The sequence below is a fragment of the Vibrio sp. 1159 genome (assembly GCF_033340395.1).
Lineage (GTDB): Bacteria > Pseudomonadota > Gammaproteobacteria > Enterobacterales > Vibrionaceae > Vibrio > Vibrio alginolyticus.
In genome coordinates this window covers 1-16,182 of sequence record NZ_JAWOWL010000032.1, presented here as the reverse complement: position 1 = coordinate 16,182, position 16,182 = coordinate 1, and the positions used below count along the sequence as shown (strand labels likewise).

Genomic DNA, 16,182 nt, shown 5'->3' with positions numbered 1-16,182 from the left:
AGTATAATTACTCACCCTGAGGTAAGTGCTTTTCAATTTCATCGTTTTCAACTTGTAAAGCAGCTAACCAATAAGAAACAAGTGCGGTTAAGTTGGTGTCGTCAATGGCTCTAAGCAGGGCTTTTAAATCATCTAACAGTAATTTATTCATAAAATGCATTTCTTTGTAATTACCTAGCCCGGCAACGCCGTATTCGGTGGCATTTTCTGCAATGAATTGTTCACCATCTTGGTCGAAAAACAGCTTCGCCATCTTTTTGATCATCACTTTTTCTATTTTCACGAATCGATATGCCGCTCTTGCGAGTGTCATATGTGATTGCGGGTTAACGAGAGGCAAACACGTTTGGCGATGGTGTGTCATTTTTACGAGTAGCTCCCTTACTCGATTGTTATCCAATGTCATAGTGACCTCTTTATTTGTGATTATTGTCGTGGGACATTTCTCGTGACGGTTATGTTAATGCGCCTGTGGGCTTGTCAGAAATGGCCAAAGCAAGTTGGCCATTTCTTTGTTCTTTGCTCAATACCGAGCTTTATTGCAAAGGCGACCACCAGGTTTTAGCTAATAAGGCTGATGCTGCTGAGTTTTTCTTTGCAGCTTTTTATATCGCTACGAACTTTCAGCAGAACCGAGTTATCCGCCTGCTCTGGGTGGGAAGTAATCAAATTCTCAATCTCTTTGAGTACCTTGCTTTCGACACCTTCAAGCTGTTCTAAATACATAGACTCTTTGTCAGAGGACACTTCCTTCATCACGTCGCTGTAGACCTCACGCGCCTTGATGGTGTAGGAAACCGGAGTGTCGTCGGCAGATTCTTCATTGTTACTTGCTAGAGAGTAGGGAGTGAGCTCAATGACTGCACGCTCACGTACTCTGAGCAGTTCTACCAACACATTATTCAAAGAAGTGTTGTCGATGTTCTCGATGGCCTTGTTGTAAATTTCATTTCCGCTTTCGATAAGCTCAATGATTGAGGCGATGTTTTCATTTTTCATATGCCACTCCTTATTTACTGGTGATAGGGGTGTTTGAGCGTATGGAATACAAACACGATGTTTCATCTTTAATTTTAATTGCAGGTTGTATGCCAATGAATTTTAAGTCTGATTAATCAGTGACTTAATATCTTTTTTTGCAATAACTTGCTAACAGTCGGTAAGGCGCTAAGAAAAAATTACAAGAATGGCGGGGAAAGCTTGGAAAGAATTACACGTACAGATACGGCTTTTTATCGAAATGAAAATAAAATCAATAAAAAACAATAACTTAAAATTCTGGCATGGATATGGCTTTGTAGGGAGTAAGTGAGGTCAAACATTGTTTCACTTGATTCACTATTCAACTCATTAATGGAGGCTAGTTATGGCTACTACAAAAGAAAGCACAGTAAAACCTCAAGAGCAGTTAGAAGAAGCATATCACTTAGCGGAACAAGCCACGACGGAAGCCGTTGGCGCGATGAAAGATCAAGCCAAAGAGAAGCTGGATGTCGGTGCACAGCAAGTTCAGCAGGCGACTAAGTCGGCAGAAAATGTAATCAAGGAGCGCCCATTGCTGAGCATAGGTTGTGCCTTCCTTGCTGGTTGGGCGGTTTCGAAGCTGATCAAATAATAGTGGTCACCAAGGATTAAGCCACACAACAGAAAGGCGAGGCTTCACATGAATAACTCAGGGCAAGTTACCAATCAGCAATCAGGCTCGGCGGCTTCAGACAGCGGCCGAGCCCCTGATGGGGCAGAAGAACAGGATATCCAACAAACCATTAATGGTTTGAGCAGCATTCTTGCGCAATTGGACCAACTGACGAAATCGCTAAAAGTATGGTCAGGTTCAACGTTGGATTTGTTCCTCTTGGAGATGAAAGTTAACGTGTCCGCAGTGCGTCAGATTTTGCTGTGTACCGTTGTTTTTACCCTATTGTCGGTATTGTTCGTATTCAGTTTGTGCCTTGCCTCTGGGGTGGTGGCTTATCAGTTAACTGCCAACGTATATGTTGCCGTGGGTGTATTTATCACATCATTAGGCTTGGCATTATTTGCTTTAGCCTGGTGGCAGAAGCGTTTAGTTGGATTTCTTGGATTCAAAAATACGACAGAACAATTACAGGAGGGGTGGGATGCGCTCGCTACAAAAGCTCAATCGAGCCATGCGGATCAAGCGGATGGAAGGTAAAGCATCTCTAGAGCAATGTTGTTTGTCGATGGAAATGTTCACGTTTACCACCAAGAAGTTTGTGAGAGAAAACCCTTGGACGACATTAGGCATTAGTGCTGTCGTTGCCGTTACCGCAGCAAAAGCAGGTCGATTGTCTCGACTGACTTCTTCTATTTCGTCAATGGGGCTATTGGTTAGCAGCGTGTCTGATATTACCGATTCGCTCACAAAGCCGGTCGCGGCAGCTTCTCTGGATGAGTCAGATGCGGAGCAAAATGGAAATGCAGCAACACAAGTAAGCAACGCTGCGACGACAGAGGGCGAACCACTCTAATAGCGGATTTCACCGCAAAATTTTCTTACCGATTCTGAGCTTATTATGACAGCGAAATTGAACATTCCTGCCAACACTGCGATTGGTGCAACGCTTCTCGTCCTGTTACTCGTCCCAGGGCTGTATTTTGCCAAGCCAATATTGTTACCTATTGTGCTTAGCACCTTTATTTCTCTGCTGTGCAGCCCTTTCATTAATTATCTTGAAGACAAAGGTTTACCACGTGCTATTACCGTCGTGTTGACGCTGTCATTCCTCGTTGGCGCCTCAATTATTGGTCTTGCCGCCATGTCGGAGCCCGCCAAGCAATGGTGGTCTGAGCTGCCCAGTATCGTGAAAAATGTGTCGCAAGAAGTAAGCGAAGTTACTAAAGCTTCGGCTGATCACCTTAATACTCCATTGAATATCGCCAACGAAATGAGTATGGATGAGGTCGGGAACAACACCGTATTTTCTTTGGTAAAAACGCTCGCGACCACTACGCCGACGATTTTGACACAAGCGATGATCGTGCTGTTTATGGTTTACTTTATGCTCAATCATGGACGAAGCTTATTTCGAAAGTCAGTGTCTTACTTACATGGGTTCGCCAAACAGCGCCAAGCGATTGAGTTGGTCAAAGCGCTACAGAAAGACCTATCTCGATACATTGGCACCATCACTTTAGTGAATGCGGGGCTGGGGTTGAGTGTCGGGGCCGTGTTTTTTGTTCTAGGCCTTGAAGACCCATTTCTATGGGGCGCATTTGCAGGCGTGATGAATTTTGCGCCGTACCTCGGCCCTGTCATATCCATGGTGAGCTTTGGCTTTGTTGCTTATCTTCAGTTGGAGTCGGTCAGTTTTATGCTGACGGTTGTGTCTATCTATTTACTGCTCAATTTGATTGAAAGTCAGTTTGTTACACCAACACTATTGGGGAAAAGGTTTAACTTAAACCCATTAGTGATTTTTGTTTGGCTTGTTTTTTGGGGCTGGCTTTGGGGCGGAATGGGACTATTGATCGGTGTGCCGTTGCTGGTTTGTATCAATATTTTGGTTGATCGCCTAGAGTTGTGCCAATCAACCCAAAATCAAGCAAAGCAAATCACCTCCGCGGACGTGGCACCGCGAGAGTGACTTGAGGAGCAAGCTGGTTCAACGAAACAGCTTTTCAGCGCTCACTGGCTGACTAAATAAATATCCCTGACCATAAATACAGCCTTTTTCGAATAAATAATCGGCTTGTTTCCGAGTTTCTATCCCTTCCGCGACGACTTTCAACGACAGCGTTTTTCCCATGGCAATAATGGCATTCACAATCGCGTTGCTGTCGCTATTACTTGGGACATCACTGACAAATGAGCGGTCAATTTTCAGTTTGTTGATTGGCAAACCTTTCAAGTAAGACAAAGACGAATAGCCAGTTCCAAAGTCATCCAGAGAAATCTCAATACCCAGTTCTCGTAATTGATTTAACGATGCAATGGCTTGTTGAGGGTCGATCAGTAAAAAGCTCTCTGTGATCTCCAAATCTAACCGTTGGGCAGGGTATCCGGTGTTATCGAGGATAGTACTTAATCGCTGAATGAAATTTGACTGCTGAAGCTGCAACGCAGAAACATTTACGGCGATTTTGCCAAACTCGATGCCTTGGTCCAGCCAAGCATTACCTTGCAAACAAGCTTGTTGTAACACCCACTCACCAATGCTTTGAATCAGCCCTGTTTTTTCTGCAATTGGAATAAAGTCTGCTGGTGGTACAAGGCCAAATTCTGGATGCTGCCAGCGTAATAAAGCTTCGACGCCGACAATCGTATTTCGTTCCAAGTTGTATTGCGGTTGGAATTCTAACCGGAGTTGTTGTTTTTCTATTGCTTGATGCAAAGCGGATTGAATGCGTACATGGGATACGGATTTATCGGTCAAATCCGGTGAGTAAAACGCGTAGCCGTTGCGTCCATTTTTCTTCGCTAAGTACATCGCGGTGTCTGCGTTTTTCAGTAAGGTTTCACTGTCTTGACCGTCTCTTGGGTACAAGGCAATACCAATACTGGTCGAGACACGAAGTGAGTCGTGGTTTGCCAAGTCGAATGGTTGCTGGAATACGCTTAGAATATCGCCGACGGTTTCCAGTAAGGCAACATCACTATGGATGTCTGGCAAAATAATCACAAATTCATCGCCGCCAATGCGAGCCACATGCGCATTGAGGTGAAGCACATCTTGCAGACGAATCGCTAACTTAGACAGCAATTGGTCACCACAGAAGTGGCCCATACTATCGTTGATGTGTTTGAAATGGTCGATATCTAAGAATAGGGTGGCAAACGTCTGCTGGCTTTTGTGTCCGGTTTCGATGTGTTGTTCGAGTAAGCTGAGTAAATGGGTGCGATTAGGTAGATTGGTTAATGGATCGTAAAAAGCCATGCGCTGCAGCTTTTCTTCGTGTGCCTTACGCACAGAGATATCTTCAAACACACAAATGTAGTTAATAAGGTGGTTTTTATCGTCCATTACGGCGCTAATGGTCGCTAATTGCGGATAAATGCTGCCATCTTTCTTTCTGTTGATGAATTCGCCTTTCCATTGGCCTTTGTTTTCGAGTTGATGCCACAACTGTTGATAGAAACCTTGATCATGATGGCCTGAGCGCAGAATTCGTGGGTTTTTTCCTATCACCTCTTCAGAGCGGTAACCTGTAATTTGGGTAAAAGCCGTGTTTACATCAATGATGTTGGCATTGCGGTCTGTAATGACCATGCCTTCTTGCGAATTGTTGAAAATTTGGGACGCTAAGGAGAGCTGCGTTTCTACCATTTTTCGGCGGGTGATGTTACGTGTCATCCCCAGAATGCCGATTAAGTTTCCCGCATGATCACGGACAGGAGACTTAATGGTTTCTAGCCAAGTGGGGTTATTGTTTTCATCAATTTGACGGCATTCTTCAACAATATTTTGCGTGCCCGTGGCTACCACCAATTTATCGGCATCAATGAATTTTTCCGCACGTTCATGGCTAAACAGAGCAAAATCGTCTTTTCCAATGATTTCACTGTTGGTTTTTTGCCACGCATTTTCTACGCTTCGGTTGGTCATCGAATAAAGACCATCTATGCCTTTTATCCATACGTGGTCTTCAAGGCAGTCGATAAACTCTTGTAGTGTTGGTGTTGGCTTTATTTCCGCGCTTTGATGTCGCGTTTGTTCTTGCTGACAGTGCAAGTTGATATCAAAGCTGATCCGCCCCGCCATTGCGCTTAGCCATGCCGAAACAACCGTCGATTGATCATTAGGGTGAGTCAATGTCAGTACGGCAAGCAATTCGCCATTAGGTAGCCAAATCGGTCCTATGCTCAAGGTTTGCTCTTCAAAGGGGGTATGGCTAACTGTAAAATCTGTCGGCGTAAAGTGATCGACAACTTGCGTTATCACATCGACGATAGCACGATGATTTTGGGTTGAGGTGGACACCTCAGTCGATAGCCACCGCTGAGTATCGCTCAGAGTATAAAGCTGTCCCTGAGCTTGAGTTACATCACAGCATTGTCGCAGAGCGTGTTGCCAGTCTGCCATCAAAGGCGAAGGAATAGCGAAGCGAAACATAATTAATAACGAGTCCTAAATCGCCCAAAGGTAATTATATTAGAATCTAGCGTAAGCTATTGGGCTTTGTGAGTATCGTATCCAACGCGTAGCTAAATCCTAGCAGCGTAAAGTGCTTTCTATCATTAAAATGTTATCTATATCTCTTTTTTATCCAACTTATTGCATCGTTTTTTTAGGGCTTTTGATAGGTGATTAAGAAGCGTTTACCGCTTTGGTTTTCTTGCCCCATGAGACTTGCTGAATGACTAAGCCACTGATGATCAATACCAGGCCAATCAAGGTTGAAGGATGAATTTCTTCGCCGATGATGGTAGCTAACAACATGAGTGAGATAAATGGAGAAGCAAAGATCAGATTACTGATACGCGCGGTGTTTTGCGTTGATTTGAGTGCGCTCAGCCACAAAACGAAAGTGATCCCCATTTCAAACAGTCCGACATACGTCACCGCTGCCCAGCCTTTAATTGAGATTGCCTGCCAGCTCGCACCTTCATAAAGACTTAAACCAATGGCGAATGGAATAGCGACCAAAAAGCCGAGCAGAACGCCAATCACAGGGTCGGCCTTATTTTTGGTATTTAAAATCCAGTAACCGGCCCACAGCAGCGTTGATAGCAGCGCAAGACCAACACCCAACGGGCTCTCAAATTCCATGCCTAAAAGATTGCCTTGTGTGGCAATCACTATCACGCCGACATAACTAAAACCGCAAGCTAGCCAGTCCTTACCACGGATCTTTTGTCCTAAGAAAACAGCGGCCATTAGCGTTAAGGTGATGGCCCAGCTGTAGTTGATCGCTTGAGCCTGAGATGCGGGCAGCAAGTCATATGCTTTGAACAGAATAACGTAATACGCCAAAGGGTTAATCAACCCAAGCAGTAGGTAATACCAAGGGTTTGAGAAAAATGTAGCGCTTAACTGGCCCAGTTTACCTTGCACACCACAGATTACTGTTAGTGCAATCGCAGAGACGATGCTGGCAATGCATAGCATTTGAATCGGCGTAAATTCTGCCAGCGTGAGTTTAAATGCGGTTGCAACGGTAGACCAAAGTAATACTGCTGAGAGCCCAAATCCTAGGGCGCGACGCTCGTTCATGATGCCTCTGCGTGATGATGTGCCGCTCGGTTTGGATAATTTGAGCGGAAGAAAGAATATTATAGGAAGGCCTAGTGTATGCGAGGATTTTTCATCCAACAAACTGGACATTTATCCAGTGTCTAAATACCATTGTTATAGATACAAAACACAGGCTAACTCGCTATTATGCAATGGATTCTTGAGTACCAATCTCTCATTCTCTCTTCTCTTTGTGCTGCCACGCTTAGTGGTGTCGCTGCCGGTTGGTGGGTGAAACAGCGTTTTATCACCCAAACTCAGCTTCTCGAGCAACAACTTTTTTCAGAAAAACAGCTTCATCAACAGCAACTTGAACAGGTCAAGCAAAGCCTTGCCGATGCCCAGCAAGAGTTGGATGAATTAGATGATGAGCGCGATAAAGCCGCGTTTGAAGTACGCCAAACACATGGAAAGCTGATGGCAGCAATGGAAAAACTGCGTTACTTCGAGGCTGTAAAGCAAGAGCGCCAGCAATACTTTGATGAGCTTGGTCAAATGCGTGAACACAAATCACGTCTAGAAACGCAGCTGCGTGAACAGCAAGCTCGCCATGAGCAAATTAACCAAGCTAATGCCGAAAAACTGCAAATTTTAGAACAAGCGGAAGCACGCTTGAAACAACAATTTGAGCACTTGGCCAACCAATTGTTTGAAGAAAAAACCGCGAAGGTCGATTTGCAAAACCGTCAGAGTTTAGAAGGCTTGTTGTCACCGCTTAGAGAACAGTTAGAAGGGTTCAAAAAGCACGTTAATGACAGCTTTAGCCAAGAAGCTAAAGAGCGCCATACCCTAGTGCATGAGCTGAAAAACCTGCAACGTTTGAACGAGCAAATGACGCGCGAAGCGGTTAATTTGACCCAAGCGTTGAAAGGGGACAACAAACAGCAAGGTAACTGGGGCGAAGTGGTGCTCGCTAGGGTACTTGCCGAATCTGGCTTGCGTGAAGGGCACGAATATCAGACTCAGGTGAACTTACAAAATGAAGCAGGCAAGCGTTACCAACCTGATGTCATTGTGCATCTCCCACAAAACAAACAAGTGGTTGTGGATTCTAAAATGGCGCTGGTTGCCTATGAGCGCTACTTCAACGCCGAAACTGATGCTGAGCGCGATCAGGCTTTGAATGCGCACTTAGCTGCTCTACGTGCACATATCAAAGGGTTAAGCATGAAGGACTACCACAAACTCAAAGGTATTCAGAGTTTGGACTATGTTCTGATGTTTATCCCGGTTGAGCCGGCGTTCCAAGTCGCGATTCAAGCCGATCCAAGCTTGATTAAAGACGCGATGGAGCAAAACATCATTTTGGTGAGCCCAACAACGTTGCTGGTGGCACTGCGCACCATTGATAATCTATGGCGCAATGAACGCCAAAATGAAAACGCCAAAATGATTGCGCAGCGTGCGACAAAACTCTACGACAAATTACGATTGTTTGTAGACGACATGGAGGGGCTCGGCGGTGCGCTGGATAAGGCGAATCAAAGCTATCAAGGTGCGATGAACAAGCTTGCCACAGGGCGCGGAAATGTGATTCGCCAAGCCGAAAGCTTTAAACACTTGGGAGTTGAAATTAAACGACCGATTTCTTCCGACCTCGCGCAGTTAGCGCAGAGTGATGCATTTTCAGAAAATGACCCGTTAGTAGAAAGACATCCGGCTGAGGATAAAGTAAACTAATCGCCCGCAGTGCAGTGGGCGATTTTATTTGTCAACAAACGCCCCGTAGAGGAAAGCGCTGCCTAAGAGGAATTAGAATGACGGACACAAGTTTGCAATCCAATACAGCGTTAGAGAATGAAACCACTCACTTTGGTTTCTCTACAGTGGCAAAAGACGAAAAAGTGACTAAGGTTGCCGAAGTATTCCACTCCGTGGCAACAAAATACGACATCATGAATGACCTGATGTCAGGTGGTATTCACCGCCTTTGGAAGCGCTTCACTATCGATTGTAGTGGCGCTCGCCCTGGCCAACGTATTCTTGACCTAGGTGGTGGTACGGGGGATTTGACGGCGAAATTCTCGCGCATTGTTGGCGATGAAGGCCATGTCATCCTTGCCGATATCAATAACTCAATGCTTAACGTTGGTCGCGATAAACTGCGTGATAACGGTATTGTGGGTAACGTGCATTACGTTCAAGCCAACGCAGAAGAACTGCCGTTCCCAGATGATTATTTTGATGTCATCACCATCAGTTTTTGTTTGCGTAATGTGACTGACAAAGACAAAGCGCTTCGTTCAATGTTCCGCGTACTGAAGCCAGGCGGCCGTCTATTGGTGTTGGAATTTTCAAAACCAGTGCTAGAGCCGTTATCGAAAGTATACGACGCATATTCATTCCACTTGTTGCCGAGAATCGGTGAGCTAGTTGCGAATGACTCAGAGAGTTACCGCTACCTAGCGGAGTCAATCCGTATGCATCCAGACCAAGAAACGCTGGAAGGCATGATGCAAGAAGCAGGTTTTGAAAACACCAAATACTACAACTTAACTGGTGGTATTGTGGCTTTGCATCGCGGTTATAAATTCTAAGGGTTAACGGCATGCCATTTGAACCACTTATCACCGCTGTGATTGAAACGTCACTGAATACACTGATCAAAGACGACCCTGCATTGGGCCGTCGTTTAGCGCGTCTAAAAGGTCAAGTTATTCAAGTTCACCTGAAAGAGATCAATAAAACACTGACATTCGTTTTTAGTCAGCAAATTGATGTGCTCGGTCATTACGAAGGGCAGCCTAACTGCTATCTATCGCTCAACTTGAGTGTGTTACCAGAGCTGCGCGATCAGGCCAACATCACTCGTCTTATTAAACAAGATAAACTTGAACTCGAAGGCGATATTCAATTGGCGCAGAAATTCTCTCAGTTGATGGTGGATTGCAAACCAGATGTTGAAGAGTGGTTGTCTCGCGTGACTGGCGATGTCGCCGCACATACCTTTGTGCAAGGTTCAAAAAACATCGGCAACTTTCTTGCGTCTCAAGCAGAAAAACACCAGCGTCATCTTGCGCAAGTAGTGACTGAAGAATGGAAACTGGCTCCCGCTCCGTTAGAAGTGGCCTATTTCTGCGACCAAGTTGATGAGGTTCGCAGCCAGGCTTCTCGCATTGAAGCTCGTTTAACGGCTTTGCTGAATAAGCTGGATGCAGATAAGCCTGCATTGGAGAAACCATGACGCCAGCAGAACTAAAGCGCTTATACCACATCGCCAAAGTACAACTGGAATACGGCTTAGATGAGCTGCTTCCCGATCACCAACTGACCAAAGCGCCGCTTTTACTGCGCAAAAGCTTGTTTTGGATTAAGAACAAGCACCCAGAAAAACCACTCGGTGAACGTCTGCGTTTAGCACTGCAAGAGCTGGGGCCGGTTTGGATTAAGTTCGGTCAGATGATGTCGACGCGCCGTGACTTATTTCCTCCGCATATCGCTGATCCCCTAGCTTTACTTCAAGACCAAGTCGCTCCTTTTGATGGCGAGTTGGCAAAAAAGCAGATGGAGCAAGCATTAGGTGGTCCGTTAGAAAAATGGTTTACCGAGTTTGATATCAAACCACTGGCGTCTGCGTCGATTGCTCAGGTACATACTGCGCGCATAAAAGACACTAACCAAGAAGTGGTATTAAAGGTTATCCGCCCAGATATTCGCCCAGTCATTGATTCAGATCTAAAACTGATGCACCGAATGGCGCGTATAGTCGCCGGAGCGATGCCTGAAGCACGTCGTTTAAAACCAGTTGAAGTCGTGCGTGAGTACGAGAAAACCCTGCTTGATGAACTCGACTTGCGACGTGAGGCGGCGAATGCCATTCAGTTGCGCCGCAACTTTGAGGGCAGCGAAGAATTGTATGTTCCTGAAGTTTTTCCCGACTTCAGTAATGAAACTGTCATGGTTTCTGAGCGAATATATGGCATTCAAGTCTCTGATATTGAAGGCTTGAAAGCAAATGGCACCAATATGAAATTGCTCGCGGAACGCGGTGTGAGTGTGTTCTTCACTCAGGTGTTCCGAGACAGCTTTTTCCATGCCGATATGCATCCGGGTAATGTGTTCGTCAAACCCGAACATCCAGAGAACCCAATGTGGATAGGGCTAGATTGCGGAATCGTTGGTACACTTAATAGCGAAGACAAGCGTTATCTGGCGGAAAACTTCCTGGCGTTTTTCAATCGTGACTACCGCCGAGTGGCGGAGTTACATGTGGATTCAGGTTGGGTGCCTGCGGATACCAATGTCGATGAGTTTGAGTTCGCGATTCGCATTGTGTGTGAGCCTATTTTTGCTAAGCCATTGTGCGAAATCTCCTTTGGTCATGTGTTGTTGAATTTGTTCAACACGGCACGTCGATTCAATATGGAGGTTCAGCCACAACTTGTACTGTTGCAAAAAACGCTGTTGTACGTGGAAGGGCTTGGTAGGCAGCTATATCCTCAACTTGATTTGTGGGAGACCGCAAAACCATTCCTGGAAGAATGGATGATGAATCAAGTTGGGCCGCAAGCTCTAGTGAATGCGATTAAAGACCGCGCACCATTTTGGGCAGAGAAATTACCTGAACTGCCAGAGCTACTTTACGATAGCCTGAAACAAGGTAAAGCGATGAATCAACGTATGGATCAGCTTTATCAAGGGTATCGCCAGAGCAAGCGCCAGCAGGCGACAGGAAAGTTTTTGTTTGGCGTTGGCGCGACTTTAGTCGTATGCTCGGCAATATTGGTGAACGATGCTTTTGAGCAGCTTTCGTTGGCCTGCGGTATCGCAGGTGTCACATTTTGGCTGCTTAGTTGGCGAGCTTATCGTCAATAGACGTTAAACTCTTGAAATATTTTTGTTTGTTTAAAGACCCGAGGTAAAGAGAATGGGTGGTATCAGTGTTTGGCAACTTCTAATCATTGCTGTAATTGTTGTATTGCTATTCGGAACAAAGAAACTACGCGGTATCGGTGGCGATCTGGGTGGTGCCGTTAAGGGCTTCAAAAAAGCGATGAGCGAAGATGAACCTGCGAAAAATGACAAAGACGCAGACTTCGAACCAAAAAGTCTAGAAGAGCAGCAGAAAAAAGAAGCTGCTCCTGAAACGAAAAAAGACAAAGAGCAGGCGTAAAACGTGTTTGATATCGGTTTTTGGGAACTGGTATTAATATCTGTTGTTGGTCTGGTCGTTCTTGGGCCGGAGCGTTTGCCTCATGCTATTCGCAGCGTGTCTCGCTTTATCGGTGCCGCTAAGAGTATGGCAAATAGCGTCAAAGACGAATTGTCACACGAGCTGAAAGTCCAAGAGCTGCAAGAAAACTTGCGCAAAGCAGAACAAATGGGGATGGATGATTTGTCCCCTGAGTTGAAATCTTCAGTTGAAGAGTTGAAGAAGGCAGCGCAATCTGTAAATCGTCCTTACGCAAAGAACACCGATTCAGAGACTGAGCCTGTAAAAACAGAGCCAGCAGTCGAAGAGGCCGTGAAAGCGCAAGAGAGCAAGGTTACAGCGGCAGATAAGAAAGCCGAATAGTCTCATTAGGAGGAGCTACTAGTGATTGGTAGCTCCTTTTTGATCTGGTTTTTAATAAGAGGTTTGCCATGTCTACCGTCGAGCAGACACAACCTTTAATTAGTCATTTGTTGGAGCTTCGCAACCGACTACTGCGCTCAATCCTCGCAGTGTTGGTCGTGTTTGTCGGACTAATTTATTTCTCTAACCACATTTACGAGTTTGTTTCCGCACCTTTAGTAGAACGTCTACCTGAAGGCGCGACCATGATTGCTACGGATGTAGCGTCACCTTTTTTTACGCCACTTAAGCTGACGTTAATTGCTTCGGTATTTATTGCGGTGCCGTTTATCTTGTATCAAGTGTGGGCATTTGTAGCGCCAGGTTTGTACAAGCATGAACGTCGATTGATCATGCCATTGCTGTTCTCTAGTTCGCTATTGTTCTACTGTGGAGTGGCATTTGCCTACTTCGTGGTATTTCCATTGGTGTTTGGCTTCTTTACCGCCATCTCTCTTGGTGGAGTAGAGTTTGCAACTGATATCTCGAGTTATCTCGACTTTGTGCTGGCGCTATTTATGGCGTTTGGTATCGCATTCGAGGTGCCTGTTGCGATTATTTTGTTGTGTTGGACTGGGGCCACTACACCAGAAGATTTAAGACAGAAACGTCCTTATATTATAGTGGCTGCGTTTGTCGTAGGTATGGTGTTAACGCCACCAGACATGATCTCGCAAACCTTACTCGCTATTCCGATGTGTTTACTGTTTGAAGTCGGTTTGTTCTTCGCGCGTTTTTATACTCGTCGAAGCGAAGAAGTAGAAGCGGAAACCGAAGAATAAGGCTAATCTAGATGTGAAAAGCGGCTCAATTGAGCCGCTTTTTTTTTGCGGTTGGTTTTTTCTTGGGCTAATTACTTAACTTTCATGACGTAACCACATTTTGTGCATACGTATACTTCCTTGATGCCCAGCAGCTTTTGAAAAAAACTGCGCGGTACGCGTTGTAAGTAAGCACCATGTGTGCACACTTCAACTTCCATATTCATGCTGTTTTACATTTGTGCTAATTAATGGGCGTAAATCAGTATAGAAAAATAATGTGTCGAGTTGTCGACAGTTTTGCAAAGCGGACGAAGTAAAGTGACGATATGAGAAGTAAGTAGAGTTGCTAGTTAATTATTATTTTTATCAATAATTTTGTATGGATTGTTCTACTATTTCAACGGGTTGAATCGTTCATTCAATAGTTTAGGTGATAAAAAAGCGACGTTGATTTCGTCGCTTTTTTCAATTCTCGTGAATTAAATATTAAACAGCTTTTTGGCATTCTCAGTCGTTATGGCATCGATGGTTGCGATGTCGACATCACGCAAGTCGGCAACACGTTGTGCAACGAGAGAAGTGTAGGCTGGTTCATTACGTTTACCACGGTGTGGCACAGGCGCTAAATATGGACAGTCGGTTTCTAAAATGACCCACTGCATATCCAAATGTGGAATGACTTTATCCATCCCGCCATTCTTAAAGGTCGATACGCCACCTAAGCCTAAGTGGAAGCCTAGCTCATTGATTGCTTGTGCTTCTTCTAAGCTGCCTCCAAAACAGTGGAATACACCACGCAGACGACCATCTTGCTCTTGTCGTAGCAAAGTGAGTGTTTCTTCAATCGAATCACGAGTGTGGATAACGACCGGTAAATCCATCTCTTTTGCCCAGTTAAGTTGAGCTACGAACGCTATTTCTTGCTCAGCACGATAGGTTTTATCCCAATATAGGTCGATACCGATTTCGCCCACCGCAATAAACTTGTGTTTCTCAAACCAGCCGCGGATGATCTCCAACGTTTGCTCAACGTTGTTATCCACATAGCAAGGGTGCAGCCCCATCATTGAGTGGCACACGTCTGGATACGCCGCTTCGGTTTTTAGCATGGGCTCAATTGAGTCCAGATCGATGTTTGGCAACAGGATTTTATTAATGCCTTGCGTTAAGGCGCGTTGTACTACTTCATCGCGGTCGTTATCAAATTCGCTGGCATAGATGTGCGCGTGGGTATCGATCATCGTTACTCTCTGTGCTTCATGGTTGGTTTCGTATTCGAAGTATACTTGAGTGTGAGTGCTGGGTCATTTTCAGTTTTTTTCATTACCTTTTTCCAGATTGTCACTCGCAACATGCATCAAGAGTGATATGATTTTGTTCACCAGATGATTTGATCATCATAACCGTCCAGACAAGGAGAAAATGGTGTCTGTATCAATTCAAGGTCCATTCCCTGCACGCCGTATGCGTCGTTTACGTAAGCACGATTTTAGTCGTCGTTTGATGGCTGAGAACCAACTTTCTGTTAATGATCTGATTTACCCAATGTTCATTCTTATGGGTAAAGATCGTCGTGAGAGCGTGGAGTCCATGCCGGGTGTAGAGCGTTTGTCGATTGATTTAATGCTAGAAGAAGCACAATACCTTGCAAATCTAGGCGTTCCAGCAATCGCGCTTTTCCCTGTCGTAAACCAAGACGCTAAAAGCTTATGTGCTACTGAAGCCTACAACCCAGAAGGTTTGGTTCAGCGAGCAGTACGAGCACTTAAAGAACACATTCCTCAAATTGGTGTAATCACAGACGTGGCACTTGACCCATTCACGACACATGGCCAAGACGGCATCATCGATGAAGATGGCTACGTAATGAATGATGAAACCACAGAAGTATTGGTTAAGCAGGCTTTGTCTCATGCAGAAGCGGGAGCTGACGTAGTCGCGCCTTCAGACATGATGGATGGCCGAATTGGTAAGATCCGCGAAGCATTAGAAAACGCGGGCTACATTCATACTCAAATCATGGCTTACTCGGCTAAGTACGCATCGAACTACTACGGACCATTCCGTGATGCGGTTGGCTCTTCTTCAAATCTAAAAGGCGGCAACAAGAAAAACTACCAAATGGACCCAGCAAACATTGATGAAGCGATTCACGAAGTGGCGCTAGACATCAATGAAGGTGCGGACATGGTGATGGTTAAACCTGGTATGCCATACTTAGATGTAGTTCGCCGAGTAAAAACTGAACTTCAAGTACCGACATTTGCTTATCAAGTCTCTGGCGAGTACGCGATGCATAAAGCGGCGATCATGAATGGCTGGCTCAAAGAGCGTGAAATTGTGATGGAATCACTATTGTGCTTCAAACGTGCAGGTGCAGATGGCATCTTAACGTACTTTGCGAAAGACGTTGCTGAGTGGTTGGCAGAAGAGAATGCACAAACTGCTCAACACCTAAATCGTACTCCGGAAGCGACAGAAGAGTAATTATCGCTCAGTGAGAAATACCAGACCAACGAGAGTTGTTCGTCTGTATATACCCAAGTAACCTCAGGCGGATTACAACAGTAACAATCCAAGGTGCTTGGGTATTTTTATTTTCAGCCCTAAACCACCTACTTCAGTAGGTGGTTATCATCCGTTTCGGCTTTGCCTGTAAAACTACTCA

Annotated in this window: 17 protein-coding genes; 12 read left to right on the top strand and 5 right to left on the bottom strand. The window is 45.2% G+C overall.

The window, feature by feature from the left end; all coding sequences use genetic code 11:
- Positions 1 to 7 precede the first annotated feature (7 nt).
- Together R7127_RS20315 and R7127_RS20310 are read right to left on the bottom strand one after the other, a co-directional pair.
- Positions 8 to 406 (bottom strand): hypothetical protein, encoded by a 399-nt coding sequence (locus tag R7127_RS20315; RefSeq protein WP_258483358.1) that lies wholly within the window; start codon positions 404 to 406, stop codon positions 8 to 10.
- A gap of 155 nt (positions 407 to 561) precedes the next feature.
- Positions 562 to 999: a DUF2383 domain-containing protein gene (locus tag R7127_RS20310; protein ID WP_005379194.1), complete on the bottom strand. Its 438-nt coding sequence runs from the start codon at positions 997 to 999 to the stop codon at positions 562 to 564.
- A 367-nt stretch (positions 1,000 to 1,366) separates the two neighbouring features.
- Between R7127_RS20310 and R7127_RS20305 the strand changes: the two genes are divergently transcribed.
- The 4 genes from R7127_RS20305 to R7127_RS20290 are packed head-to-tail and all read left to right on the top strand — an operon-like array spanning position 1,367 to position 3,608.
- Positions 1,367 to 1,615: a hypothetical protein gene (locus tag R7127_RS20305; protein ID WP_005379196.1), complete on the top strand. Its 249-nt coding sequence runs from the start codon at positions 1,367 to 1,369 to the stop codon at positions 1,613 to 1,615.
- A 48-nt stretch (positions 1,616 to 1,663) separates the two neighbouring features.
- Positions 1,664 to 2,176, top strand: coding sequence for a hypothetical protein (locus tag R7127_RS20300; protein ID WP_033905884.1), 513 nt, complete (start codon positions 1,664 to 1,666; stop codon positions 2,174 to 2,176).
- Positions 2,166 to 2,492 carry a hypothetical protein gene (locus tag R7127_RS20295; RefSeq protein WP_005379200.1) on the top strand — a complete coding sequence of 109 codons (327 nt, stop codon included), beginning with the start codon at positions 2,166 to 2,168 and terminating at the stop codon, positions 2,490 to 2,492. Before R7127_RS20300 ends, R7127_RS20295 begins: the two co-directional genes overlap by 11 nt.
- A gap of 45 nt (positions 2,493 to 2,537) precedes the next feature.
- Entirely contained in the window at positions 2,538 to 3,608 is a 1,071-nt protein-coding gene (locus tag R7127_RS20290) for an AI-2E family transporter (RefSeq protein ID WP_213872488.1), read from the top strand.
- A gap of 18 nt (positions 3,609 to 3,626) precedes the next feature.
- On the opposite strand, the gene R7127_RS20285 is transcribed toward R7127_RS20290, so the two are convergent.
- Both R7127_RS20285 and R7127_RS20280 read right to left on the bottom strand, forming a co-directional pair.
- Positions 3,627 to 6,074, bottom strand: a complete 2,448-nt coding sequence (locus tag R7127_RS20285) for an EAL domain-containing protein (protein WP_315956749.1) — start codon at positions 6,072 to 6,074, stop codon at positions 3,627 to 3,629.
- A 195-nt stretch (positions 6,075 to 6,269) separates the two neighbouring features.
- Entirely contained in the window at positions 6,270 to 7,175 is a 906-nt protein-coding gene (locus tag R7127_RS20280; RefSeq protein ID WP_258461188.1) for a DMT family transporter, read from the bottom strand.
- Positions 7,176 to 7,343: 168 nt separating this feature from the next.
- Here R7127_RS20280 and rmuC point away from each other — a divergent pair, with 168 nt between their 5' ends.
- The 7 genes from rmuC to tatC all read left to right on the top strand — a co-directional run bounded on the left by rmuC (position 7,344) and on the right by tatC (position 13,532).
- Positions 7,344 to 8,876, top strand: a complete 1,533-nt coding sequence (gene rmuC / locus R7127_RS20275) for a DNA recombination protein RmuC (RefSeq protein ID WP_033905890.1) — start codon at positions 7,344 to 7,346, stop codon at positions 8,874 to 8,876.
- A gap of 77 nt (positions 8,877 to 8,953) precedes the next feature.
- Complete coding sequence (gene ubiE / locus R7127_RS20270; protein ID WP_017635022.1) at positions 8,954 to 9,733, top strand: bifunctional demethylmenaquinone methyltransferase/2-methoxy-6-polyprenyl-1,4-benzoquinol methylase UbiE; 780 nt, start codon at positions 8,954 to 8,956, stop codon at positions 9,731 to 9,733.
- An 11-nt stretch (positions 9,734 to 9,744) separates the two neighbouring features.
- On the top strand, positions 9,745 to 10,380 hold the full coding sequence (locus R7127_RS20265) for an SCP2 domain-containing protein (protein WP_005379213.1): 636 nt from the start codon (positions 9,745 to 9,747) through the stop codon (positions 10,378 to 10,380).
- On the top strand, positions 10,377 to 12,011 hold the full coding sequence (ubiB, locus tag R7127_RS20260; protein ID WP_005379226.1) for a ubiquinone biosynthesis regulatory protein kinase UbiB: 1,635 nt from the start codon (positions 10,377 to 10,379) through the stop codon (positions 12,009 to 12,011). Before R7127_RS20265 ends, ubiB begins: the two co-directional genes overlap by 4 nt.
- A 52-nt stretch (positions 12,012 to 12,063) precedes the next feature.
- Positions 12,064 to 12,309, top strand: coding sequence for a Sec-independent protein translocase subunit TatA (tatA, locus tag R7127_RS20255; RefSeq protein WP_005382958.1), 246 nt, complete (start codon positions 12,064 to 12,066; stop codon positions 12,307 to 12,309).
- Positions 12,310 to 12,312: 3 nt separating this feature from the next.
- Entirely contained in the window at positions 12,313 to 12,711 is a 399-nt protein-coding gene (gene tatB, locus R7127_RS20250; protein ID WP_005379230.1) for a Sec-independent protein translocase protein TatB, read from the top strand.
- 68 nt (positions 12,712 to 12,779) lie between these two features.
- Positions 12,780 to 13,532, top strand: a complete 753-nt coding sequence (tatC, locus tag R7127_RS20245; RefSeq protein WP_005379234.1) for a twin-arginine translocase subunit TatC — start codon at positions 12,780 to 12,782, stop codon at positions 13,530 to 13,532.
- A 461-nt stretch (positions 13,533 to 13,993) separates the two neighbouring features.
- Here the strand turns inward: tatC and R7127_RS20240 are convergent, their stop codons facing one another.
- Positions 13,994 to 14,755 (bottom strand): TatD family hydrolase, encoded by a 762-nt coding sequence (locus tag R7127_RS20240; RefSeq protein WP_206949368.1) that lies wholly within the window; start codon positions 14,753 to 14,755, stop codon positions 13,994 to 13,996.
- 184 nt (positions 14,756 to 14,939) lie between these two features.
- Between R7127_RS20240 and hemB the strand changes: the two genes are divergently transcribed.
- On the top strand, positions 14,940 to 16,001 hold the full coding sequence (hemB, locus tag R7127_RS20235) for a porphobilinogen synthase (protein ID WP_031777176.1): 1,062 nt from the start codon (positions 14,940 to 14,942) through the stop codon (positions 15,999 to 16,001).
- Positions 16,002 to 16,182: the final 181 nt, after the last annotated feature.